The organism is Vibrio ruber DSM 16370 (assembly GCF_900163965.1).
In the GTDB taxonomy this organism is placed as follows: Bacteria; Pseudomonadota; Gammaproteobacteria; order Enterobacterales; family Vibrionaceae; genus Vibrio; species Vibrio ruber.
The window spans coordinates 1-24,533 of sequence record NZ_FULE01000007.1 but is presented as its reverse complement, the minus strand read 5'-3'; the positions used below and the strand labels follow the sequence as shown (position 1 = coordinate 24,533).

17 protein-coding genes and 2 tRNA genes are annotated in these 24,533 nt (G+C 44.1%); 10 read left to right on the top strand and 9 right to left on the bottom strand.

Translation table 11 applies throughout. The features are described 5' to 3' along the window. Nucleotides 1–127: 127 nt before the first annotated feature. The 4 genes from malT (at nt 128) to VR7878_RS01810 (ending at nt 6,663) form a co-directional block, all read left to right on the top strand. Nucleotides 128–2,836 carry an HTH-type transcriptional regulator MalT gene (gene malT / locus VR7878_RS01825; protein WP_077332879.1) on the top strand — a complete coding sequence of 903 codons (2,709 nt, stop codon included), beginning with the start codon at nt 128–130 and terminating at the stop codon, nt 2,834–2,836. A 432-nt stretch (nt 2,837–3,268) separates the two neighbouring features. After that, nucleotides 3,269–4,603 carry a carbohydrate porin gene (locus VR7878_RS01820; RefSeq protein ID WP_059120901.1) on the top strand — a complete coding sequence of 445 codons (1,335 nt, stop codon included), beginning with the start codon at nt 3,269–3,271 and terminating at the stop codon, nt 4,601–4,603. Then, on the top strand, nt 4,554–5,597 hold the full coding sequence (locus VR7878_RS01815; protein WP_159440415.1) for a MalM family protein: 1,044 nt from the start codon (nt 4,554–4,556) through the stop codon (nt 5,595–5,597). The genes VR7878_RS01820 and VR7878_RS01815 overlap by 50 nt, the downstream gene beginning before the upstream one ends. A 178-nt stretch (nt 5,598–5,775) precedes the next feature. Continuing rightward, entirely contained in the window at nt 5,776–6,663 is an 888-nt protein-coding gene (locus VR7878_RS01810; RefSeq protein ID WP_077332875.1) for a LysR family transcriptional regulator, read from the top strand. A 106-nt stretch (nt 6,664–6,769) separates the two neighbouring features. Here the strand turns inward: VR7878_RS01810 and VR7878_RS01805 are convergent, their stop codons facing one another. From VR7878_RS01805 to VR7878_RS01790, 4 genes are all read right to left on the bottom strand, one after another. Beyond that, a complete protein-coding gene (locus tag VR7878_RS01805) occupies nt 6,770–8,209 on the bottom strand; it encodes a sulfatase family protein (RefSeq protein ID WP_077332873.1) in 1,440 nt (479 codons plus the stop codon). Between the two features lie 137 nt (nt 8,210–8,346). Beyond that, the gene (locus VR7878_RS01800) at nt 8,347–9,879 is read right to left on the bottom strand and encodes a sulfatase-like hydrolase/transferase (protein WP_159440414.1); all 1,533 of its coding nucleotides are present in this window, start codon (nt 9,877–9,879) and stop codon (nt 8,347–8,349) included. 846 nt (nt 9,880–10,725) lie between these two features. After that, nucleotides 10,726–10,802 (bottom strand) — tRNA-Val (locus VR7878_RS01795). 20 nt (nt 10,803–10,822) lie between these two features. Next, a tRNA-Val gene (locus VR7878_RS01790) sits at nt 10,823–10,899 on the bottom strand. 274 nt (nt 10,900–11,173) lie between these two features. On the opposite strand from VR7878_RS01790, the gene VR7878_RS01785 reads away from it, so the two are divergent. Next, entirely contained in the window at nt 11,174–12,241 is a 1,068-nt protein-coding gene (locus tag VR7878_RS01785) for a GGDEF domain-containing protein (RefSeq protein WP_077332912.1), read from the top strand. A 15-nt stretch (nt 12,242–12,256) separates the two neighbouring features. Here the strand turns inward: VR7878_RS01785 and VR7878_RS01780 are convergent, their stop codons facing one another. Beyond that, entirely contained in the window at nt 12,257–12,925 is a 669-nt protein-coding gene (locus tag VR7878_RS01780) for a DUF2726 domain-containing protein (RefSeq protein ID WP_077332869.1), read from the bottom strand. Between the two features lie 89 nt (nt 12,926–13,014). Further along, nucleotides 13,015–13,995, bottom strand: coding sequence for a chemotaxis protein (locus VR7878_RS01775; RefSeq protein WP_077332867.1), 981 nt, complete (start codon nt 13,993–13,995; stop codon nt 13,015–13,017). A gap of 509 nt (nt 13,996–14,504) precedes the next feature. On the opposite strand from VR7878_RS01775, the gene VR7878_RS01770 reads away from it, so the two are divergent. From VR7878_RS01770 to pilW, 3 genes are all read left to right on the top strand, one after another. Continuing rightward, nucleotides 14,505–14,741, top strand: coding sequence for a hypothetical protein (locus VR7878_RS01770; protein ID WP_077332865.1), 237 nt, complete (start codon nt 14,505–14,507; stop codon nt 14,739–14,741). Nucleotides 14,742–15,018: 277 nt separating this feature from the next. After that, complete coding sequence (gene metA, locus VR7878_RS01765; RefSeq protein ID WP_077332863.1) at nt 15,019–15,960, top strand: homoserine O-acetyltransferase MetA; 942 nt, start codon at nt 15,019–15,021, stop codon at nt 15,958–15,960. A gap of 144 nt (nt 15,961–16,104) precedes the next feature. After that, on the top strand, nt 16,105–16,743 hold the full coding sequence (gene pilW, locus VR7878_RS01760; RefSeq protein WP_139343971.1) for a type IV pilus biogenesis/stability protein PilW: 639 nt from the start codon (nt 16,105–16,107) through the stop codon (nt 16,741–16,743). A 330-nt stretch (nt 16,744–17,073) separates the two neighbouring features. On the opposite strand, the gene VR7878_RS01750 is transcribed toward pilW, so the two are convergent. Continuing rightward, nucleotides 17,074–17,319, bottom strand: a complete 246-nt coding sequence (locus VR7878_RS01750) for a hypothetical protein (RefSeq protein WP_077332857.1) — start codon at nt 17,317–17,319, stop codon at nt 17,074–17,076. A gap of 114 nt (nt 17,320–17,433) precedes the next feature. Further along, nucleotides 17,434–18,306, bottom strand: coding sequence for a LysR family transcriptional regulator (locus tag VR7878_RS01745; protein ID WP_077332855.1), 873 nt, complete (start codon nt 18,304–18,306; stop codon nt 17,434–17,436). 97 nt (nt 18,307–18,403) lie between these two features. Between VR7878_RS01745 and VR7878_RS01740 the strand changes: the two genes are divergently transcribed. Further along, entirely contained in the window at nt 18,404–19,609 is a 1,206-nt protein-coding gene (locus VR7878_RS01740; RefSeq protein WP_077332853.1) for an MFS transporter, read from the top strand. A gap of 51 nt (nt 19,610–19,660) precedes the next feature. Continuing rightward, nucleotides 19,661–20,224 (top strand): DUF1415 domain-containing protein, encoded by a 564-nt coding sequence (locus tag VR7878_RS01735; protein ID WP_077332851.1) that lies wholly within the window; start codon nt 19,661–19,663, stop codon nt 20,222–20,224. A gap of 70 nt (nt 20,225–20,294) precedes the next feature. On the opposite strand, the gene VR7878_RS01730 is transcribed toward VR7878_RS01735, so the two are convergent. After that, nucleotides 20,295–24,533: cadherin-like domain-containing protein (locus tag VR7878_RS01730; RefSeq protein ID WP_205409401.1), on the bottom strand; the 4,239-nt coding region annotated here is incomplete at its 5' end.

The following is a 24,533-nucleotide window of genomic DNA, read 5'->3' as shown; positions in this document are numbered from 1 at the left end:
AAACTCATCACTCAATTCATAAAATTGTTAGAAATTTGTGTATTAAGAAGTCGATCAAGTTCCAGACAGTACGCTCCACGCTAAACTACTGAGAATTTATGCAACTCGAAGAAAAAATGCAGAATTTATGTGGATTCCATCAAAACTGACACGTCCGAGTCGTCTGCACCACGCGATCTCTCGACTGCGGGTACTCGATACCCTGCGCCATGCACATCGATGTAAAGTGGTGTTGTTTCGTTCACCGGCCGGTTACGGTAAGACGACAATGGCGGCACAGTGGCTCGCTGAAAGCCCTGCTGTCGGCTGGTATAGCATCGATGATGGTGACAATGATTCGTTCCGGTTTATTAATTACTTCATTCAGGCCATCAATATTGCCACCGGCAATGGTTGTCCGAACAGTCAGACCCTCGCAGAACGTAGCCAGTATTCCTCGATCTTTTCTTTGTTTGCCGAACTTTTTCATGAGATTCAGGATGTGACGCAACCCTGCTATCTGGTCTTGGATGATTACCACCTGATCGATGATGAAAAAATTCATGAAGCGGTGCGTTTCTTTATTAAACATATGCCGGACAATATGACGGTGGTTGTCACCAGCCGTTCGAATCCACCATTGGGTATTGCGAACCTGCGGGTGCGAGATCTACTCATCGAAATTGATCACAATATGTTGGCCTTTGACGAAGAAGAAACCACCCGCTTTTTCAGTCAGGTCGTTCATGATGAGTTTGACTCGGAAACGGTCAGCGAGCTGAGGCATTATGTCGAAGGCTGGCCTTCCGCCCTCCAGTTGATTGCTTTACAAGCCAAGCACCAGAACCGGTCGCTGGCTCAATCCCGGCAATCAGTCGCCCGGTTTAACCATGACCATCTGTGGGAATATCTGATTGAAGAGGTCTTTGCTTATATTGACAGCGAGACCCGATTGTTTCTGATGCAATGTGCGGTGCTGGAAACCTTTAACGATATCTTAGTTGCGGAACTGACCCAGCGCAGTGACGCATTGAATATGATTGAGTCACTCAATCGCTATGGCCTTTTCATTCACCGTCTGGAAAGCGAACAGAACTGGTATCGCTTTCACCATCTGTTTGCGGAATTTCTGACCCATCAGCGGCATAAGATTATTCCTGATGAAGAAGAGCAACTCCACTGCCGGGCAGCGCAGGCTTGGCTGAAGCTCGACATTCCTCATCAGGCACTCAAGCATGCTCAGCAAACCACCAACAGCGATTTAACCACTCAGATTCTGCTCGCGCATGGCTGGCGGATGTTCAACCATGGTGAGTTAAACGTTCTGGAAACGGCAATTGATGAGCTCGATGCCGATCATCTCTACGCCGGGGTTAAACTACCGTTACTTCAGGCTTGGTTAGCACAAAGCCAGCACCGCTATCCCCGGGTTGAGGATATGTTAACCCAGGCCGAACATGAGATGCAGCAGAGAAACATTGTGATTTCTCAGCCGGAACAAGGACAACTCAACACGCTCAGGGCACAGATCGCCATCAACAAGAACGATCCGGAACTCGCTTTAGAACTGGCAGAACTGGCCCTGAGTCAGTTGGAGACAACCGATTTCCGCAGCCGGATTATTGCGACTTCAATTGTCGGAGAAGTCAATCATGTGCAGGGAGAACTCAACCGGGCACTTTCGCTGATGCAACAAACTGAGAAATTAGCCCGTCAGCATCAGGTCTATCACCAAGTGCTATGGGCTTTAATTCAACAGAGCGAAATCTTGCTCGCGCAGGGTTATGTTCAAGCCGCCTTTGAGCTACACGAGTCAGCTTTCAAACTGATTGAAGAACAACAATTGCATCAGGTGCCGTTGCATGAATTTCTGTTACGACTTCATGCACAAGTCCTCTGGTGCTGGAATTCACTGGATGAGGCGGAAGTCTTTGCTCAGAAAGGTATTCGGGTTTTGGGCAATCTGGACATCAGTAAACATCTGCATAGTTACTCAATTCTGGCTCGGGTCGCGATTGCCCGCGGAGAAATCGATCGTGCGGCAAAATTTGTTGCCCAGATAGAGACGTTGTTAAACCAGTCCAGCTATCATATCGACTGGACCGCCAATGCATCGTTTGCTTTATTGCTGTACTGGCAAGTCAGGGATGATGTTGATTCAGTTGAAGCATGGCTGGCTCAGGCGCCCAGACCTTCACAAGCCAAAAATCACTTTTCACAGCTCCAGTGGCGTAATATTGCCCGGGCTCAAATCTATACCGGTCAGCTTGAAGAAGCACGGCAAAGTCTGGCATTTTTGCAGCATCAAGCGCAACAATCCGAACTCTTTACCGATACCAACCGTAACCTGATCGTCGAAGCAGTGCTCTCGGTATATAACCAGCAACCCCAAGCGGCTGAAACGGTGTTACGTCAAGCCTTAAAAATGACCAATCAGACTGGCATGATGGCGGATTTTCTCATTGAAGGTCATCATTTATATCCTATTTTGCAACGACTGGTACAAGGCGAAGCGCTCGAGGACCTAGAAAAACATCGTGCCAAATGTCTGCTCCGCGAGATTGCTCAAAAGCAACGCAGTCGTTCATTGCATTTCGATGAAGAGTTTATCGATAAGTTACTTCACCATCCCAAAGTCCCTGAACTCGTCCGCACCAGTCCATTGACGCAACGTGAATGGCAAGTGCTTGGCCTGATTTATTCCGGGTTCAGTAATGAACAGATCTCTCAAGAGCTCGATGTCGCGGGAACCACCATCAAAACCCATATCAGAAATCTCTATCAGAAGCTCAACTTAACTAACCGTAAAGAAGCGATCGAAACAGCAGAGCGATTACTGAGCTTAATGGGATACTAATCAATCACACACGGACGCGATGGCGATAACCACGCGTCCGCCCTTTCATTGGCTCATTGGCTCATTGACAAATCTGCCTGTAAATCAGGCGTATTTCACATTTTTGAACATTTGTTTTTGAGCCCATGCTGTTCTGTCGGTGGATAAAATGCGATTCAGATCACTCAAGTAAACGGCATTCGTCACAACGGATCTGCAACCTCCACCCCAAATTTGTGACTCAGTTAGCATTGTACTGCGATTCTGTTTTTTCTCCGCCTCTCTCCTCCCGGCATGTCCTCCGTAGATTTCCCCTCCGAAGAGGAAGTCAGAGCCCTTACCGTTCCTTATCTTGTTCTCTGGTCAGAACAACGCCGTGATAAATCAAGATTTGTTCCGGCAACAAACCAGATCACCACATAGGAATAATCACAATAAACAGGAGCGAATCACATGAAAAAGGTAAGCTTAATTGCTCTCGCGATTTCCGGAGCACTGCTTTCAATGCAATCCTCCGCTGAAGATAAAGTCCACGAAGGCTGGACAGTCAACGGTTACGGACACTTACAGTATAATGTCGGCGAATCACTCTCTTTAAACGACAGTTACGGCCATCGCAGAGACTATCACGCCGCCGGTGCTGCGTTTTCCGGAAATCCGACGCAAATCGAGTTCACGGTAACCAAAGGTCAGAACTTTGATTCCGGCTCTTGGGCTAAATATGTACTCAAAGCCGAATACGGCAACAATGAAGGCGGCAATGGCCGCGGGTTCTATACGTCATCGTCAGGCAATGAAGGCCATCTGGAAAGCGGCCAGTTGGAATTCAAAGAAGCCTATATTGAATTGGGCGACTTATCCTATTTTGCCGATGGTCTCAGTGTTTGGGCCGGTCAACGTTACCTGAACCGCCAGTCAGGCATCATTACCAAGGAGTTCTGGAAGCAGTCTTCCGGCGTCGGTGCCGGAGTTCAGTATCATGATGCCGGATTTGCGGTGATGTCTGCCGACCCCGGTGAAGGAAGTTGCACACTCTCTGGGGCAAACGTCAATTCAAAACAGTGCTCTTTAGATAGTGACGGGCGCAGTACCACACTCACTTCCGCTGATTTTTACTATTATGGCGTCGAAGGATTAGGGGGAAAATTCGATTTTGATCTGAAGATAACCTCACGGAAACATGTTGATGAGTCGAGTACCGCTAAAGATGGTTTTGGCGCTGCGATCACTTATCATCGTGACTATTATGGCTTTGATGGTTGGTCAACCACTGCCATTACTTACGGGAAAGGTGTTTCAGCGAACCGGGGCGTCAACTTCGGTCAGTGGAGCGGTAACTGGAAAAAAGATGACCGATCCCTCTTCCTGACTTCTTATGGGGTCGCCAATCTTGCGCAGCATATTCAATTGGGTACCGAAGTGACCTATTGGCAGCTGGATAATAACACAACGCATGATGTATGGGGTTCCAAAGACGGACTATCACGCCTGATTGTCGGAGTGACGCCATCTTATCAAGTCAACGAAAATTTCCGGATGGAAGCGACTCTGACCTATGCACTGGAAAGTCTCGGGGCTGCCGGAACATGGGGACGTGAAGATGCTGATACCTCATTTTATACCGCAACTTTAGCGCCAGTTCTGACCGTCAACGCAGATTACTGGGGACGACCACAGATTAAGCCCTATATTACTTATATGAAATCAAGTGATAATGGCTATGCTTGGACCTCCGGTGATGATAACACTGAAACACGGGTCGGTATCGAAGCTGAAATTTGGTTCTGATACCAGCTCAGTGATGGTATTCAAGCGCAGGCAACCCTTTGGGTTGCCTGAACCACTCATTCGCCCGCTACAGGAAGTCACGATGCAGAAAATGCAGAAACTGATCCATTTTACCTTGACGCTGTTTATCGTCTCGGGATGCTCAGCAACAAAACAGGTTCAGCATATCACTCCGCCGCCTGCTGAAGACACTGTGTGTTGTACCCGTTATCAAGATATATACTGGACACCACTCAATCCCAACGACGATGTTAAGCTTAAACTTGATCCGTCATCCCCGGCGAAGGATTTCAGCAGTGGCCGCTCATATTTTGGTGCCTTTCAATTTTCACCACGTTCCGGCACCGTTAAACTGACGCTCAAGAGTTTGGTGTTTAATCATCAGATGTTTATGCCGACGCTGGTACTACTGGATGCCGACTACCAGCCGCAAAAGACGTTTCAGCTCGATCAGCATCAGCTTCGGTTCAGCGATGTATTTGAATCCGATCGACTCGAACAGACTTACCCAATTAATGCGGAAAAAACGCCTTATCTGCTCATTTTCACTCAACCCGATCAGGTCGGACAAACGATTACCATTCCCCATCCTGCGAAACGACGCGCGATTAAAGATGGTGCGCCACTGCCGCTGGTTGCAGATATCTCTGTCACCACAAGCTATCAGGGATCATTGAAGATGACCGTTGAAACGGAATCGATTCGTCAACATGCGCTCCAACAATCGCGGCAAACATCGGGCAGCAACGCGATGGTCAGCACACAGACATCCCCACAACCAAATATCGAGACCAAGCAGTGGCAACCCACCGCACCGCCGCAAGCGGAATCCACTCACTATTATCAGTCAGCCATCAAAGATGCGGTGAGTCATCACGATATTGCCAAAGCACTGGCGTTGTTAGATGAGGCAAGAGCCCTACGAATACCGAATATTCAGCAGATATTTATCCATGCAGTCAATACGATGCAATCCAAGCAATGCCAAAAGTAACCAGAGGGGGTTGATAATCTTCTTCAGGCTGGGGATGGCTCAAAATCCCTGAGCCTGTTTCTGATGAATTGAGTTTAATATAAATTAAACTAACTGAATGACTTATCATTCTGGCCTGAATGAACTATCTTATGGTTTTATATTATGATGGGTCTCACTGAGGGCAGCGTATCAGTCCATGTTCAAACTATTCAATCAGTTCAAAATCGTTGGTGATCTCAAGAACATCACAAAAGCCAGTAAGGTCATTGGTATCTCTCAACCAACATTAACCCAAAATATTAGTCGCCTGGAACAAGCGTTAGGTGTCACCTTATTGATTAGAAATAAAACAGGTATTGAACTGACCGAAGCAGGAAAAACCCTCTATAACAATGCCATTGAAACCGTTCATTCATATGATCGTTTAATCTCGGTTGCAGAAAAACTACAGCACCATACACAAGATACGTTGTCGATTAAATGTGGGTTTAACTGGACCCATACAGATTTTTTCGAAAAAATAAAAACCGTGATCAACTCACATCAACATATAAAATTTAATATTAATAATGCAGAAATAATCTCTCTGCCGGATGAACTCATCAAAAATAGTTGTGATATTGCTATGGGAATTATCCCTAATCGGTTAATACAATATGATGAAATTGATTATTTGCCTGTATTTAAAAATAAAGCGACTATTTATGCCAACAAGGACCATCCCTTATTTATAAAATCAAGTATTACTCAGGAAGATTTAATTCACTATAAATGGGTTGTACTCAGATTTCTTAGTCAGTATACCATGATGGATAATTTATATAACTATATCGTCAATCCAGAAAATGTTCACTGTGTTAGTCACTCTGTCACCGTTTCACTCAACCTGGTAAAAGATACGGAATATTTGATCGTTTTATCTACTCACTTAGAAAAATTAGCGAATGACTATCAATTAAGAGCACTGCCAATTGAATTTAAACTACCAGAATTCAATGGTGGCGTTATGTATTTAAAGAAGAATAGCTTAGCCAAAGAAATTGCCAAAGAAATTGTAGAAAAATTTGAACAGGACAGAGCATGATGTATCGGTATGAATGTGATTCAAGCATTCATCATCCCTGATATACAACATTAACAGAACCATCTCAGCGAAATCATTCGCCAAGATGGTACTGAGGGTTTATTGATTACTCGAGGAAATCCAGTGTAATTGAACGCAGCCCTAATTTAGAACGGTCACAACCGGCAATCGTAGGATCAACGCCCGGTTTCAATGACTGATGACCTTTACAAAATGGTGCGGTGACTTTTTCTAATGGTGTATCTTTTTCTTTAGCAAATGCCGTTTTCAGGAGTTTAAATTGTTTTTCTGACTCTTTCGTTTGATTCTGGGATTTAATCAGCACTTCTTCACCCGTATCCGGGTTCAATTTAACAAATTTTCCGTCTTTATATAGCTTCCAACCTTGGTTAAAAATGAAGCTTGCTGGTTTCCGGTTCCACATCGGAGCATAGTGCATAAAGATAGAGTCTCTGACAGACGCTTTCTTCCCTTTCAGCACGGGAACCTGACTGATACCATCAATCTCTTGCTTAATTTTTATCCCGGCCAAATCGGTAATCGTTGGATACACATCCATAATGTCAAATAGCCCGCTGACATGCTGTTTAGGCTGAATTTGACCTTTCCAAGAAACAACCATTGGAACGTGTGTACCATTCAAAGTAGGGAAACCTTTACCACCTTTAACTTTATGACCATTACGATAGGAGGTGATTTTACTCAAAGTACCATTGTCGGCAGTGAACACGAAAATTGTATTCTCTAATAATCCTTTGCTATCCACATATTTGACTAAGTCACCGACCTGTTTGTCCATATACGAAACCATTCCTGAGAACTTATCCTTTTCCCCTTTCGCATTCATGCTGTCAGGCGTAACAACGTATGGATCATGAGTCAGCATCATCGGATAGTATAAGAAGAACGGTTTCTCTTGGTTTTTATTGATAAAATGTTTGGCAAATTTTTGGACCATATCCGGCCCGAAACCTTCTTCAAATGATGCTTTTTTGTCATTATAAAAGAGCGTTGGTGCCCAATAGCGAGAGCCTTTATCAGATAATGAATTACGGAACCACACAAATGATTCTTCAAAACCGGCTCCGCTTGGAGTAATACCTTCCAGCCCATCAAAACCGTTACCGCTTAATTGCCATTTTCCGGCAATCGCCGTGGCGTAACCGGCCTGTTTAAAGGTATTACCAAATGTTATTTGTTCCGGGCCAAGATAACCAAAAGCTTTATAATTTTTACGGTTTTCGATCCCGGTCATCAAACGAGTTCGGGTTGGAGAACTGAGGGGCATTGCATGTGCATTATCAAAAGAAACACCACTTCTCGCCAACTGATCAACATTGGGGCTGTAATATTCTCCGCCAAAATGACTGATGCCCTCAATCCCCATATCATCGACTAAAACCACAATAACATTAGGATGATCAGTCGGTGATCTGTTGGCATGTTCTGCAGCAAATGAATTCCCACTCAGACCAAATGATAATGCTGCGGTGACACATAAAGATAATGCTTTTACTTTAGGATGGTTAAATTTCAATGCTTTCATGGTTATTCCTTTTCATTTCAAATTTGAGTTTAACGAACAATGATCCGATTCAATTCACAGTCATTGATTCATATAGATTCATTCCTATCCATAAGAAAACTCATCAAGAAAAATCATATGATTGTTATATTCATATACTACTTACAGTTACTCCCTTTATATTGATCATCCAGATCAAAAAGAGGCGTTTCCCATCCACCAATAGATTTATCATATTTATTCGCTTGCGCTGCTAATTTCGCAACAATTTCCGGATATTTATCTGCGACATTATTTTTTTCCGAAATATCTTCATCCAAATTGTATAGTTCTGGTTTGTCGAGTTTTTTCTTAACCATATGTGAGGATGTCATGAAATGAATTTTCCATTTTCCCATTCGAAAAGCTTGTAAATCGCCCATATAGTAATATGGCATTTCTTGCCTTGGGGACGCTTTACCTTGCAATAGCATCAGAGACATATCGAATCCATCCAGATCGACATTGGGTAACGTGGAATGAGTCAATTTGGTTAATGTCGGTAAGAAATCTAAAGCAGAGAACATTTCATTCGAATGACCCGGTTTGATATGACCTGACCACCGAATAATCGCAGGAACTCGCACACCCCCTTCATAAGTTGTTGCTTTTCCGTCACGGTAAGGTAAAGCGGAGCCCGAAGCACCATACTTCTGATATCCGAGCCATGGCCCATTATCAGATGTAAAAATAACAATAGTATCTTCATCTAATCCCTGCTGGTGTAGCTCACTGAGAATTCGACCTGCGGAGTCATCGATTTCTTTCATGACATCCCCATATGCTGTATCCGTTACCCCTTTAAATTTGGGAGAGGTAAATAAAGGCACATGGGTTTGAGGATACGAGACAAATAAGAAGAACGGATTGTCTTTATGCTCTTCTATATAATGGACGGCTCTGTTTGTTATATCCTGTGTGAACTCACTTTGATTCATAATCCCAGTGATATTATCATCAAATTTTCCGTTATTTTTATAAGAGTGATATACAGGCACGTCAAAAGCAGATTGGTTGCCCCGCCCATCATTGCCAATCAGATCAGCTTTCTTCGATGCACGTTCTTTAAGTGCGGCTTTACGTTCTTCAGGCGTACCACAATGGAGAGCACCAATGTTCTTTTGATTATCAAATTTGTTGTAAAACATATCATTAGAGCCGGGAATGCCATACCATTCATCAAAACCATGTCGGGTGGGTGTAAACTGATTATGATCTCCGACACCCAAGTGCCATTTTCCTAACAGCGCGGTGTCGTACCCATTGTCATCCAATATATCAGCAAGTGTCGTTTCGCTCTGAGGCAATCCATCCTTATCGAAGTCGAGCAATACATGCATGTGTTTTCCCCACATACCCGTCCGATTACCAAGCCGACCGGTAAATAATCCGGCTCTGGAAGGTGAACTCACCGATGAAGATGTATAAAAGCTTTGTAAATTGATACCGGCCCGGGAAAATTCATCCAGCTTCGGAGTCGTTACTTTTCCGCCATTGGCACTGATATCAGAAAACCCTGCATCATCCAGATATAATACGACAACATTGGGCTTCTTCACGGGTTCATTCGTGGATATCGCTGTAGCATTTGCAGGGATCGCGTGACAAAAAATACTACTCGTCACGAGCGTCGCTAATATTGTTTTCTTCATGAAAAACTCCATTGACACATATTTTCGATTAAGAACTATGCCGACATTTAATAAAATATAATTGGCTATGCACATGCCATTACTTTAAGAAACCAGCAGCATGTGTGTTTTAGGATCATCATTAATATTTTTTACAAACAAAAAAAGGCAACACTCGAAAATGTTCAAGCCTGACAGGAGTTTAAATAAATTCCTGATCACATTGCTTAACACAATCTGAGTATTGCCCTATTGAGGTAACAATCCCTTCAAATGCACAGGATTACTTCAAATAAAAAAATGATTGAGTGAATCCTGACTGGTACTATCGCTAAAAGACCAAATGATAATATTCCGTAATATTAACAATCATATTATCAATAAAAATAATCACCAGAGAAATAGGATAATTCTATCTCATCCATTGAATGGTTCTATCATTGGCTTTCTTTTTAATAAAATGTAATAAAATAACACCATTATCTGCCTGATAGTTCCTATTAACTCTTATTTTTTGTTTTTTATTTACAAATACACGCTTCACTGACTATTGTTCATTTGTTGTATTTGAGATGTAAACAGAGGAAAAATACTGTCGTCTCAAATTCTGAGTGACAAATATCTCAATTTCAGAGACCGACTGTCATTCCTTCGGCCGCACTTTTACGTCAGCGAAACGACAGTCACCGCAACGAGCTACGTTTTGGGTGAGCAAACTTGTTTTAGGTGAGCAAACTTATGTGATGCATCTTCGTGATTTAGTGCGAAAGCAAAAATATATGACAGGTGATAATGTGATAGCAGGTGCTGAAAACAGAGAGGTATGAGTATAGCAGGAAAATTTTTTGAATAAATATAATGCAGATATGGTGCGTCTGAGTGGACTCGAACCACCGACCCCCGCCATGTCAAGGCGATACTCTAACCAACTGAGCTACAGACGCATAATGATGTTTTCTTGTAATGGTGCGTCCGAGTGGACTCGAACCACCGACCCCCGCCATGTCAAGGCGATACTCTAACCAACTGAGCTACGGACGCATCAATCAAGAACGGGGAGGATATTAACGACAGTCTTCACGTTGTGCAAGAAAAATTTCCCTGAAAATGAATCGATTGCCTTTAAGTTCACCAATATGGATTTTTTTTGTGCAATCAGAATCATTCTTCATCTAAATATCATCTCTTTATTACACGGAAGTAAATTGTAACATGAGTCCAATTTTGTGACATTAACCCAAAAAACTAGTTGAAGTATTACAATGATTGCGTAACATACGTCAATCGGCTAGAACATATGCAGAACGCTCTTAAAATGGATGATCGATTACCTAATAAATCATACTTGCTCAGAACTTCTGTGCTTTCCGGTATCAGTCTATTTTTATCGTTGATAGCATTGTTCTTTGCTCTCTTCCATGTTATTCATCGCAGCGAACTATTTTTAGCCTTTGTTGAGTGTATTCTGTCTGCCTATTCTTATTTGATTTATACCCAACTCAAACAAAAACGGTATCCCAAGCGGTATATCCTCTATTACGCCTATTATCTGATGTTTATGTTGTTGGTCGGAACATACTTTCAACCCATAGCACAGGGGTTGTTTGTCTGGAGCTGCCTGGCACCGATCGTGTTGTACTTATTACTCGGCATCAAACACGGTATGTATACCAGTGGCCTGTTTTTGGCAATTCAATCAGCGATAATCATTATGAAGCTGAATCAGAGTGAAACTTACAGCATGTTAGAAAGCATGTTTAATCTGGTGCTCTGCTATATCGGCATTTGGATTGTGTCGCACCTTTATGAATCTAATCGCTCCGATATCGAAAACTCACTGATGTATCTCGCTTCCAGAGACTCTCTGACCGGCGCGCACAATCGGTTATCTCTATCTACATCATTCCATCGCTTTACGAGTACTAAAAAAGAACAACAGCATCTGAGTTTGTTGATCCTCGATATCGATTACTTTAAGCAGATTAATGATCGGTTTGGTCATGATATCGGTGATAAAGTGCTGATCGAAACCAGTCTGATTATCAGCCGTATCGTCGGTGATGAAAATCTCTTTCGGATTGGCGGAGAAGAATTCTGCATAACCTTGTTTGACGTAGACTTGAATGAAGCAAAAAAAATCGGTGAGAAGCTTCGCCATACCATCAGCAATCATCTGTTCAACTTCGGTGACAAACGTTTACAGTTGACGTTAAGCATCGGGATCTGTCGCTACCGTAATGGCGATAACCTATCTGACATTCTGAAGTTGGCAGATATTGAGCTTTATAAAGCGAAAAAAAATGGGAAGAATCAAGTGCGGATATGTCAGGCAGACGCACAAACATCGCTTGAAGATGATGTTGAACAGTACAAATCAGCTTAAGCTCTTAAATAGTTACTAACGTTCGTCGCCATCATCTTCATAAACAACATTATAATTCTCTGTATAGTTACAGTGAGGCTGACGACTACAAGTAAAGAATCGCCGCCCCTTATAATCACCTTGTGTTGCAACCCGAATGATCATCGGACTCCCACATTTTTTGCAAAAACGAACTTCTTTATCCGCTTCAATCAAATCAATATGAGCAGCTAAAAGCCGCCGTAGCCGGCTCACCTGATAACTATATTTAATGGTCGCTCCAATCAGAGGAATATTGGCAGATCGACAGACACTCAACAGCAGTTTTTCACGCTCGATTTTAGTCTTACTCAATGATTTACCATTATCGAGCTCAATCACTGCCCGTACTTCAAATGTTCTGGGATCACAAACAACAAACTGAAAGCTATGTTTTGAAATCTTGTGGCTGGCAATAAATATATCTTTTTTCTTTTTCAGCCCAGCGGGAACTAATAACTGCGCCATATTCACTTTAGCAAATACAACCCCCTGCTCTCCAACCGCTTCAATTAATGCCCGGTAAAATATACTCTCAGCAGGGTTGAGCAGCGGGCCGAATCGTCGATAACTATATTCTTTACTGTCATCTTTTTTAATGATGTAGCGCTGCGCAAAAAGAAAGAACAAGACTAACAATACAACAATAATAAAGATGTTCAGCATCGTCGTTTAATACCCCCCGGTGATGCACCTAAACACAGATTAAATACACGCCATCGAATGAACAGCTGTATATACACCTTTGAGTTTGGTTACACTGTTTCAAAAATATACTGATCCATCATGCTCACCAATCTACCGATCTCCGGTTTGGTAATCGTATCATTGGCACCCAGTGTCAATGCTTTATGACGGTTATCATCACTCATCAGAGAAGAGAACATTACAATGGGGGTATCACGATACGAATTATTGTCTCTCAACCGCTTCACCAAATGCATTCCGTCCATACGGGGCATTTCAACATCGGTTACCACCGCATCAATCAACTCCCGGACCTGAACACCTTCTTTCGCTGCTTCTTGTTCGATATTCATCAGTTTTTCAAAAGCTTCACCGCCATCCTTACAAGCAATGACATTATAACCAGCGGAGCTGAGCGTATCTTGGATCAGGCTACGAATGAATGCAGAATCATCCACAACCATCACGGTCTTCGCATTTCTTTTGCTCACCATTTTCTGATTCAGGTCGATGCTCTTATCCACTCTGATATCATATTTTTCCATACTCAATTCAGGGTTAATATCAGCAATGATTTTTTCAAAATCCAGAATCATAATCAGGTGCCCTTCTTTGCGCACCACAGCGACGACGCAATCTTGCTCACCGGCTTCAAGAAACTGGCTTGGCGATTCAACATCATTCCAGGAAATACGATGAATTCGGCTGACACTATCGATTAAGAACCCATTCGTCATCCGGTTAAAATCGGTCACGATAACAAACTTACTCTCAACATCCGGTGACTTTGGAATACCAAGCCAACCAGCCAGATCAACCAACGGAGTTAATATTTCCCGGGAAGAAAACACACCGATCATATGCGGCTGGGCATTCGGATAATCGGTTGTTTCGGGAACTTGAATCACTTCCCGGACTTTTGCAACGTTAATACCATAGTAACAAGTTTTGGTGCCACCGTTAGGTAAGCGTTTTTCTATATGAAACTCGATAATCTCAAGTTCATTGGTACCACTTTCTGTCAAGATCGTACTAGTTGGATGACTCATACTGCTCTACTTCTATTCTGGATTGATCCGGGCTGTAAAAACAGCAACTTTAACATTGTTATTGTAGATCTTATCTACCCGAGTATCGCTATTTTATCGGTGAATGAGCGAAAGAATATGACCAGTATCTTATTGTTTCATCTCAAACAAAAGTATCTCTTCATCAGAGGTGTACCGATCTCATAAAACTTTCATCTTTCATATTGTCAGGATTTCGGAAAAATAACAATAAATTCATCAGCTAAGTCAGCGTCAGTATCATTAGCTAATTTACTCAAACGTGCAACAGACACAAGAGGCTGTTATCACGAAAACAACTTTAAAAATTTCATCATGATTTTTGGCAAAGATCACAAGGAAATGATGACTTATTTCATTGGTGTTGCCATATAGATTGTATACTTTTTATACGAAGGTGTTGAAACTATTTCCTATAATTTAAAGTCATCCGAACAGTATGTGGTACACCATTGGAAAAATTGGAAGAGCAAAAATAGAAGGAACATACAATGAGACGTGATGAGCTAGGTATTTGTTTATCCCATGAGATGCTGGTAGACAATTTAGATTCAACTTTTACTTGTATCCGTGCTTATAAAGCGAAAGCCGTCGCTAATGATGTCGATGATTTACCTCCTTTGCTTGCATTTCCTCAAATGAAAGGCAAAGACGTTTTATTATCGATGAAAGGCAAGCATAAGCTCATATGGCGCGCTGATTTCTTCTGTCCCAGTTTTCATAAATAAACAAGTTTTCGAATCTGACCATTGTCTGTCATCTCATCTCTTGTCACCACAGATAAGCTAATCATTCAACTCTGACGTTTGTCTGTGGTGTTCATCCGTGACTTCTGTCTTCGATTTGCCGATATTCCATTATCCAGTAGAAACGAACAGGATTGTTCAAAAATGAGAGCGTAAGATATCCTTTCATATGCGTGTTTTATTTTTCTCGACATCGGTGATCGATTCAGTTAAGTTTAGATGTATAGACGTCCAGATAGATTGATTGTGAGAGTAAATTGTGCCGATAAAGATTCCTGATCAACTTCCAGCAACTGATGTTCTTCTCCATGAGAACATTTTTGTCATGCATGAATCTCGAGCTTCTACGCAAGAAATCAGACCACTCAAAGTGCTGATACTGAATCTGATGCCTAAAAAAATTGAGACTGAAACTCAGTTTTTACGTCTGCTTTCTAACAGCCCACTCCAGGTAGATGTTGAACTATTACGAATCGATAACCGTCCGAGCCGTAACACGCCCGAAGAACATTTAGATACGTTCTATCGGCAATTTGAAATGGTGAAAGACCGTTACTTTGACGGATTAATTATAACAGGCGCCCCGCTAGGGTTGGTTGCTTTTGAAGATGTCGTCTACTGGCAGCATCTGGAGTCCATCATCCAATGGGCCAGAGATCATGTAACCTCCACTTTGTACGTTTGTTGGGCTGTGCAGGCAGGGCTCAATATCCTCTACGGATTACCGAAGCTGACACGTAAAGAGAAACTTTCCGGGGTTTATACCCATTCTCTCCAGAAAGATTTTCACCCTTTGATTCGGGGATTTGATGACTCTTTTCTCGCCCCTCATTCCAGATATGCTGATTTTCCTGTTGAGTATATTCGGGAAAATACCAGCCTCGATATCCTTGCCACTTCAGAAGATGCGGGAATGTATCTGGCAACCAGCCCGGATAAACGTCATGTGTTTGTCACCGGTCATCCTGAATATGATGCTTTTACACTGCATGGTGAGTACATTCGGGATCTGGGTGAAGGCTTGGAGCCAACCATTCCGGTGAACTATTACCAGAATGACAACCCCGACAATCAACCCATCGCCAGCTGGCGCAGCCACGGACACCTGCTGTTTTCAAACTGGCTGAACTACTGTGTTTACCAGCAGACACCTTATGATCTGGAACATTTTAGTGAAGATAAGTTTACCAAAGACGACTAGTATAAGGTTATCTGATTCAAGAGCGGCCTGAGTCAAGGCCCTCTTTTTTATCTGCGTCGCAAGATATACGCTGCCATATTTCCTCCCCGTAAAATCACTTTATCATTCACCAGATAAACAAACGTGTGATTGAGCGGAGGTCTTGTGATACGTCGATTAATGCTAGGATGGTGGCTTGTCATTTCTGGTTGTAGCCATACGGCGCCCTCAATTTCTGAACATAACCGGGTTGCGGATGCCAGAATTACACTGAGTCTTGCCTACCTTCAACGCCATGAACCTCAAAAAGCCCTGATCAACCTAATACAAGCGGCCGAAATCGCCCCACATTATATCCGATTGCAACTTGCGCGAGCCTATTACTATGAAACGGTTGGTGAAACAGCCCAAGCGAAACGGCAATATATACAGGCATTGAACGAGCATCCGAATCATCCGGACGTATACAACAACTATGGGACGTTTTTGTGCAGACAAGGGAATACCGAACAGGCATTGCACTATTTCGCGCAAATATACTCGAGAAAAAACTACCCTCAGATTGCAGCCAGTTACGAAAATGCTGCACTTTGCGCACTTAAATCCGGGAATGATATACAAGCCAAACGATTGTTTTTGCAGGCTCTGGCTCATGATCCAAAACGGTTTCAGTCTCAGTTTTATCTCATTGAAATGGCAATTAAAGCCCGTCAACTCTCCGTTGCCAGAACACGCCTCGCTACTTTTGTTCAAGATTTCGGGACAACGGAACAATCATTGGCATTTCAACGTCAACTTGATTGAAAGCTGTTTTTTCTGGTGATGTCTTGCTGGTGTTAATCACGCGGCGTTCGCGGCCAACGCATTGGATGATATGGTTTTAATTTGTGGCGTTGTTTGTAATGGAGACGTCTACGTTTTAAGACATATTGTGTGCGGTGGATTCGCAAATATTCCCGAATCACCAGCCGAATGAATAAAATCAGTCCTATCGCGAGCATAATACCGATCACGATCAAAGCAGGCCGGCATAACCAGTCAGGTTGACACGGAGCATAAAAGAAAACCTGAATATCCATCACCAGACTCCTCTCAGGATAACGGACCGATCATCATTCAGGCACCAACCACAGATTATCTTCGCCTTTTGGGTCGTTTGGCACGTTTGATCACACGTTCAGATTTTAATCGATGCCTTTCTTTGTAATGCAATTTGCGCTGCTCCTGAACATATTTCGCACGACTCTTAATCCGAACATATTCACGAATGACGAGAATAATCAGCCAAAGCACGGCACCCGCCATTACAACATAGAATGTATACATCAAAGACCGGCATAACCAGTAAGGCTGGCACGGCAGATACATGTCAGGATCCATTTCAACCTCCCTGATATTAAGTTCAGTCTGAAACGAATTTCTTTAAACCTAGCACGATTTCAACGCATAGACATTGTTCTGACTATCATTTTACTCTTTTATATTGGCTTTATCTCAAGATACATGATTTTTCACAAAATGGATAAATGCCTGATTTGCATAAGACAGATAACCATCATTGCGCCATGCTAATGCTAAATTGACCGGCACAGGAGGATCAAAAGGAATTGCACGAACGCTCGGTTCTTGTTCCGTCACCAACTCAAGTAATGCACTGATTGCATATTCACGTTTTACAATCCTCAAAATCATCGGTAACAGATTGGTTTCAAATGAAATCTGAGCATGGAAATCATGGGCCTGACAGGCTTGCTCAATAAATTCACGATGATAATACCCCGGTTGAAACGTAACCAATTCATGTTGTAAAAAGGTATCCAGACTGAGGTGAGCAGCACCGGCCAGTTCATGATGTTGACTGACAACTGCGACCATCTGTGATGTCAGTAATGGATCAACACTCAGTCCTTCGGGGATGTCTCGGTTCAAAATCACCCCGATATCCAGTTCTCCGGTCAACAGCATATTCCGGATTGACTGACCACCGGCCTCCACCACCGTCATTTTCAAATTCGGATAGTGACTTTTAAAAGCCATGACAATTTCAGGAAAAAAATAAGACCCCGTCATACTCGGTGTTCCCAAACGAACTTCACCTTTCACCAGCCCCTTCAGCTCATCCATCGCCAGATGCGCATCATCAACCTGTTGTAATATACGTTGGGCGTATTCATACAACACTTTACCTTCATCGGTCATACTCACTTTGCGCTCATCTCTTTTGAGCAGACGAACCCCCAACTGCTGCTCAAACTTCTTAATTGAGATGCTCAATGCTGACTGGGCAATATGTAGTGATCGAGCCGCTGCGGTAAAACTCCCGGATTGGACAATCGTGGTGAAATGTTTCAGTTGACGAACTTCCATGAATATACAAATTATATAGCAACAATATTTTTAATATATTTTATTAATTAAGATACTAATGTTACGTTGGTCACAGGATAAATAGCAGGACAAATGAATGATCGAACGTGATACCCCTCAATATCGTCAGGTTTCTTTTGGATTAGCGCTCGGTGCTTTCATTGTCTTCTGTAACTTATATCTTTTTCAGCCTATTCTCCCCCACATGGCTGAGGTCTATCAGCTATCTGAAACAAAAGTGAACTGGCTCTTCGCAGCATCAACACTCGCTTTATCGGTCACTTTAGTGCCTTGGGCAATCTGCTCAGAAGCATTCGGACGCCGAAAAATCATGATGATTGGCTTACTGACGCTGCCGTTACTCGGTTTTATCCTGCTGTTACATCCGACATGGTGGATCCTTGTGACAGCACGCGCACTTACCGGTGTGGCAATTGCCGCTTTTGCTTCCGTTGCTGTTGCCTACATGGTTGAAGAATTTTCACCGCAGGCTTTTCAAGCAGCAATTGGTGGCTATATTGCTGCGAATTCATTAGGTGGGATCTGTGGACGGATTCTCGGCGGAAATCTCACCGATCTGTTCAACTGGGAAACAGCGGTCGCTGTGGTCAGTGTTTTGAGTATTGCCGGCGTATTATATGTTTATTTCCGACTTCCGCCACAGCAGCATTTTACCCCTCGTAAGGGACAATTTTTACAACATCAACGCTCCGTATTGATGCACCTTCGTCAACGTAAGTTATGGCTGGCAATGTTATTTGGCGGGGCGAACTTTGCCCTGTTTGTCAATTTGTATACCGTGATGGGGTTTCGTTTGGTGTCTGCCCCCTATTCAATCCCTGTCGGATTCGCATCCCTGATATTCATCTGTTATCTGGGTGGCACACTAAGTTCACGTCTGGCATCCCGCTGGCTCAGACACCACAACACGGTTACCGGCCTGATTGCCGGAACATGTCTCAGTCTATCCGGCATGTGGCTTGCCATGATTGAATCACTCCCGATGATCATCATTGCTTTAATCTGTATCAGTTCCGGCGCTTTCTTCAGTCATACCTTGGCATACGCATGGGTGAGCCAACATGCCAAACAGGCCAAAGCAACAGCCACAGCACTTTATCTAGTCCATTATTATTTGGGGGGAAGCCTTGGCGGGTTCTTTCTGATTGCTTGCTGGCAGTATGGTGGCTGGCATACTGTCGTGGCTGGCGGAACTGTCATTTACTTATTCTTATTGACTTTGTGTTGGCGATTGAAAGAGTTTGATACTTACCAAGCACAACAACATACCAACTCGATCTAGATTTCATGCTATTCTGCCTGCAATTTTTCCTATACGCAGCGACTTTGCATTATGAACTCTCAATCAGAGCATACATTGATTCATCAAATGGTCGAACAATGGCTGACTCAAGTCGTCATCGGCCTGAACTTATGTCCTTTCGCGGCTAAACCGCATAAAAAGAAACAGATCAAAATATATATCAGCCAAGCCCGACAAGAAGAACCATTATTGGAAGATATTTATCAGCAGTTGCTTGAACTGGAGTCAACACCACCTGAACGGCTGGAAACAACACTGGTTGTGGTTCCTTATTTTCTTTCGTCATTTGATGACTACAATCAGTTTATTGACTGGATCGATGCCCTGATCATACAACATCAGTGGGAAGGCATTTATCAAGTCGCTACGTTCCACCCAAACTATTGCTTTGCCGGGAATCATCCTGAAGACGATGACAACCTCACCAACAAATCACCTTATCCGATCTACCATCTCATCCGTGAAGAAAGTATCGAGAAAGTCCTGACACACTACCCTCAACCCGAATTGATTCCCGAGCATAATATTCAGCGGATAAAAAACCTTACGCCTGAAGAAAAAAATAGATTATTCAGTTACTTGATGACCAAATAATTCCGATAAAAAAGCCAGCATAGGCACACTACACTGGCTTTATTCTATTGCTCCGCAAAAATGCGATTTGTCATGAATTGTGATATTTCACTGAGAACTCATGGTCATTAATAATCACCGCAATTGCACTGTTCGCATCAAAACTGGAGTCATGACCAAAATCAGCCACATTGACATTGTTAATACTCAGATGAGTTTGTCCATGTTCAGATGTCACTTCAACATTTTGATCCAAGTATTGCTGAATGGCATCATTACTCTGATTATCTAAAACGTCAGCTAACAGATTCGATAAGTCAATCGCATCCTCACCGGTATGGAAATCCTGAATCTTATCGACCGAGGAAGAATCCAGAACAAACAGGTCTTTACCGGCACCACCAATCAACAGATCAGAACCATCTGCATGATGGTCATCGAGCGAGCCGCCAATCAAGATATCATTACCTGCACCGCCAGAGAGATAATCTTCACCCGAACCACCAATCAGAATATCATTGCCATCCCGACCATACAGATGATCCCCATTATCTCCGCCGTCCAGTAAGTCACCTTCGTTGCCATAACTACTCACAAGAGTATCATCGCCATGACCACCCTGTAACCAATCCGCACCACCGAGCCCCCCATCAATCCAGTCATCATCACCATGACCGTCAATATGGTCATCGCCCGATGAACCGACTAAGTGATTGTCTTTATGATCACCATCGATTTGCCAATAGTCACCGGCTTCGAATTGAGCGATTCGATCTTCATAACTCGCCGCCATTGCTTCATGGTCAGTAATCACATCCACAGAACCGGCAGCCGTTACATCACCATTTACAGTCGGATAAGCATCGCTACCCAGTACGGAATAATCGCCCGTCACACCATCTGTCACATCAGCCAAAGCAACAGTGAGTTGGTGAGCTCCACCTTGATCCCAATAGACAATTTCAACAGTCTGATATCCGGAACCATCAACGGTAAAGGTAAATGTATCGGTTGTTGCCGACTGAATCCCATCGTATTCAGCAACAACTACACCATTAATCTTAATTTGATAACCATCATCAGCGGTGACCTTGATTGAATAAGTACCACTATCGAGCGCAACGCCCCCGGTTAAACGGATAACAGCATCTGATGAATTCTCCTTATTGTTGAAAATAACCGAGCGATCATCACCGGTATCTTCCAGCCATTCTTCAAGATTTGTACGACCATTCAACCAGTAGGCTGTATCATAACTGCCTAAATTATAGGCAAGTAGATCACTCTGGTAATCCACTTTTGTGGAAGTAAACTCAGCATTCGGATCCTGATTCCGGATAATCGCCAATGCATCAGCAAGGCTATCAACATTATTCCAGTGATTAGACCAACCTTCCTGATAGTTATAAAACTCCCCGTGAAGGCCGGTACTCAACGGTGGAGCCGAATTCCCGGAAACTTCAAAATTCAGTGAGCTGGCTGCGCTGTCACCATCATTATCCGTTACTACGTAATTAAATGAATCTGTCGCTGTTGTTCCTTCATCCAATGTAGCCAACGCATCTTCATTTACGTCATAAGTATAATGACCATCGGCATAAACCGTCAGTGTACCGTATTCTCCATGGATCACGGTGGCACCATTATGTTCAGTCCCGGCTTCCCATTCGACTGAAGCCATGCCATCGGCACCCGCATCATAGTCGATTGTCCCTGTAACGACTTGATCAGGGTGAGAATCAGGATGGTAATTCAGACTCGCAACAAGTGTATAAGTTTCTGTATCACCCTCAGGTGTCACAACTGTTTTAGAAATCGTGCCGTCTTCTTTCTTAAAGCCTTCAATATCCAGCCGATACATCACACCATCGATCTCGACATCAACATAATCGGTCGTCAACGTAATTGAATCACCATCGACCTGACTATTATTAGAAGTTTCATCATGATCGACATTCAAATGTAATGTGACCGACTGCGCTACACCATTAATAGTCACCTGTGTGACAATTGTTAATACCGTACTATCCAATGTTGATTCATAGCTTAAGACCGAACCATTCTGATGTACTAATGTTGCCAGTTCAAATGGTTGTCCTTCTGTATAACCATTTGGTCCCTGTTGTGCTGGTGAGACCTGATAAGATGAATAACTCGTATCCCATGCACCTGAAGTTCCCCATGCAACTCTCGTATCAGTTTGCTGGGTATGCCAGTCACCATTATCGAAAACAGAATTCCCCAATGTTACTGTTGTGCCGGTAACAGAAAAATTAAAAGGCGTATCATCGGCTTCAACCACAACATTTGTTGTATGTGAATCCGGTGAATCATCTTCAATTGAGACCAAAACCGATTGGGTTGAAACCGTTTGACCATCATTCGCGGAGATACCGAACTCGACTTGTAGCGCATCCTCACCTGAAGAATCAGGATGATCGACTGAACCTTGCATATGAACTGTATATGAATAATCACCATTTCCTTCATCGGAAAGGCTAATTGTCATCACTGTTTCACCATTTGCCTGCCCCACCAACGAACCATCTTCCAGCAACGCCCAGATGATTGCGATACCATGGCTATACAACGGTGTGGTTGGTGCAACAAGTGACATTGTCACACTTGATGAGTCCGGATCGGATACAGAAAACGATCCGGAAGCTTGTCTGGCATTGGTTGTATCATGGGAACCGGTGGTATCTGGGTTACCATGAGCGAGCCCTTCTTCAGAAATAGAAACCTGCTTGGCCGAATCCTCTAAAGCGATAACAGGTGCATCATTGGTACCGGTCACCGTAATGGTCAGCGTGGTGTTCGCAGTCGCACCGCGATCATCCGTCACCGTGATCGGTACTTCAATCACCTGTTGCTGACCGGCTCCCAGCGCATCATAGCCGGAAGCATCAAAGCTGTAACTGCCGTCGGCATTGAGGGTCAGCCCGTCCACGGTCGAGTCGGTACTGAAGGTCAGCGTTGCATCGGCCGGTAAATCCACATCGGTGGCGGTAATATTGCCGGTAATCCGTGCATCTTCGGCAACAATTCCCACTGCCGCTTGTGCTACCGGTGCATCATTGCTGCCCACCACGGTAATGGTTAACGTGGTGGTATCGGTCGCACCGCGATCATCCGTCACCGTGATCGGTACTTCAATCACCTGTTGCTGACCGGCTCCCAGCGCGTCATAACCGGAGGCATCAAAGCTGTAACTGCCGTCCGCATTAAGGGTCAGGCCGTCCACGGTGGATTCGGTGCTGAAGGTCAGCGTTGCATCCGCCGGTAAATCCACATCGGTGGCGGTAATATTGCCGGTAATCCGTGCATCTTCGGCAACAATTCCCACTGCCGCTTGTGCCACCGGCGCATCATTGCTGCCCACCACGGTAATGGTCAGCGTGGTGGTATCGGTCGCACCGCGATCATCGGTCACCGTGATCGGTACTTCGATGACCTGTTGCTGACCGGCTCCCAGCGCGTCATAACCGGAGGCATCAAAGCTGTAACTGCCGTCAGCGTTCAGCGTCAGGCCGTCCACGGTCGATTCGGTGCTGAAGGTCAGACTGGCATCCACCGGTAAATCCACATCGGTGGCGGTAATATTGCCGGTAATCCGTGCATCTTCGGCAACAATTCCCACTGCCGCTTGTGCCACCGGTGCATCATTGGTGCCCACCACGGTAATGGTTAACGTGGTGGTATCGGTCGCACCGCGATCATCCGTCACCGTGATCGGTACTTCAATCACCTGTTGCTGACCGGCTCCCAGCGCGTCATAACCGGAGGCATCAAAGCTGTAACTGCCGTCAGCGTTCAGCGTCAGGCCGTCCACGGTGGATTCGGTACTGAAGGTCAGCGTTGCATCCGCCGGTAAATCCACATCGGTGGCGGTAATATTGCCGGTAATCCGTGCATCTTCGGCAACAATTCCCACTGCCGCTTGTGCTACCGGTGCATCATTGCTGCCCACCACGGTAATGGTTAACGTGGTGGTATCGGTCGCACCGCGATCATCCGTCACCGTGATCGGTACTTCAATCACCTGTTGCTGACCGGCTCCCAGCGCATCATAGCCGGAAGCATCAAAGCTGTAACTGCCGTCGGCATTGAGGGTCAGCCCGTCCACGGTCGAGTCGGTGCTGAAGGTCAGCGTTGCATCCGCCGGTAAATCCACATCGGTGGCGGTAATATTGCCGGTAATCCGTGCATCTTCGGCAACAATTCCCACTGCCGCTTGTGCCACCGGTGCATCATTGGTGCCTACCACGGTAATGGTCAACGTGGTGGTATCGGTCGCACCGCGATCATCGGTCACCGTGATCGGTACTTC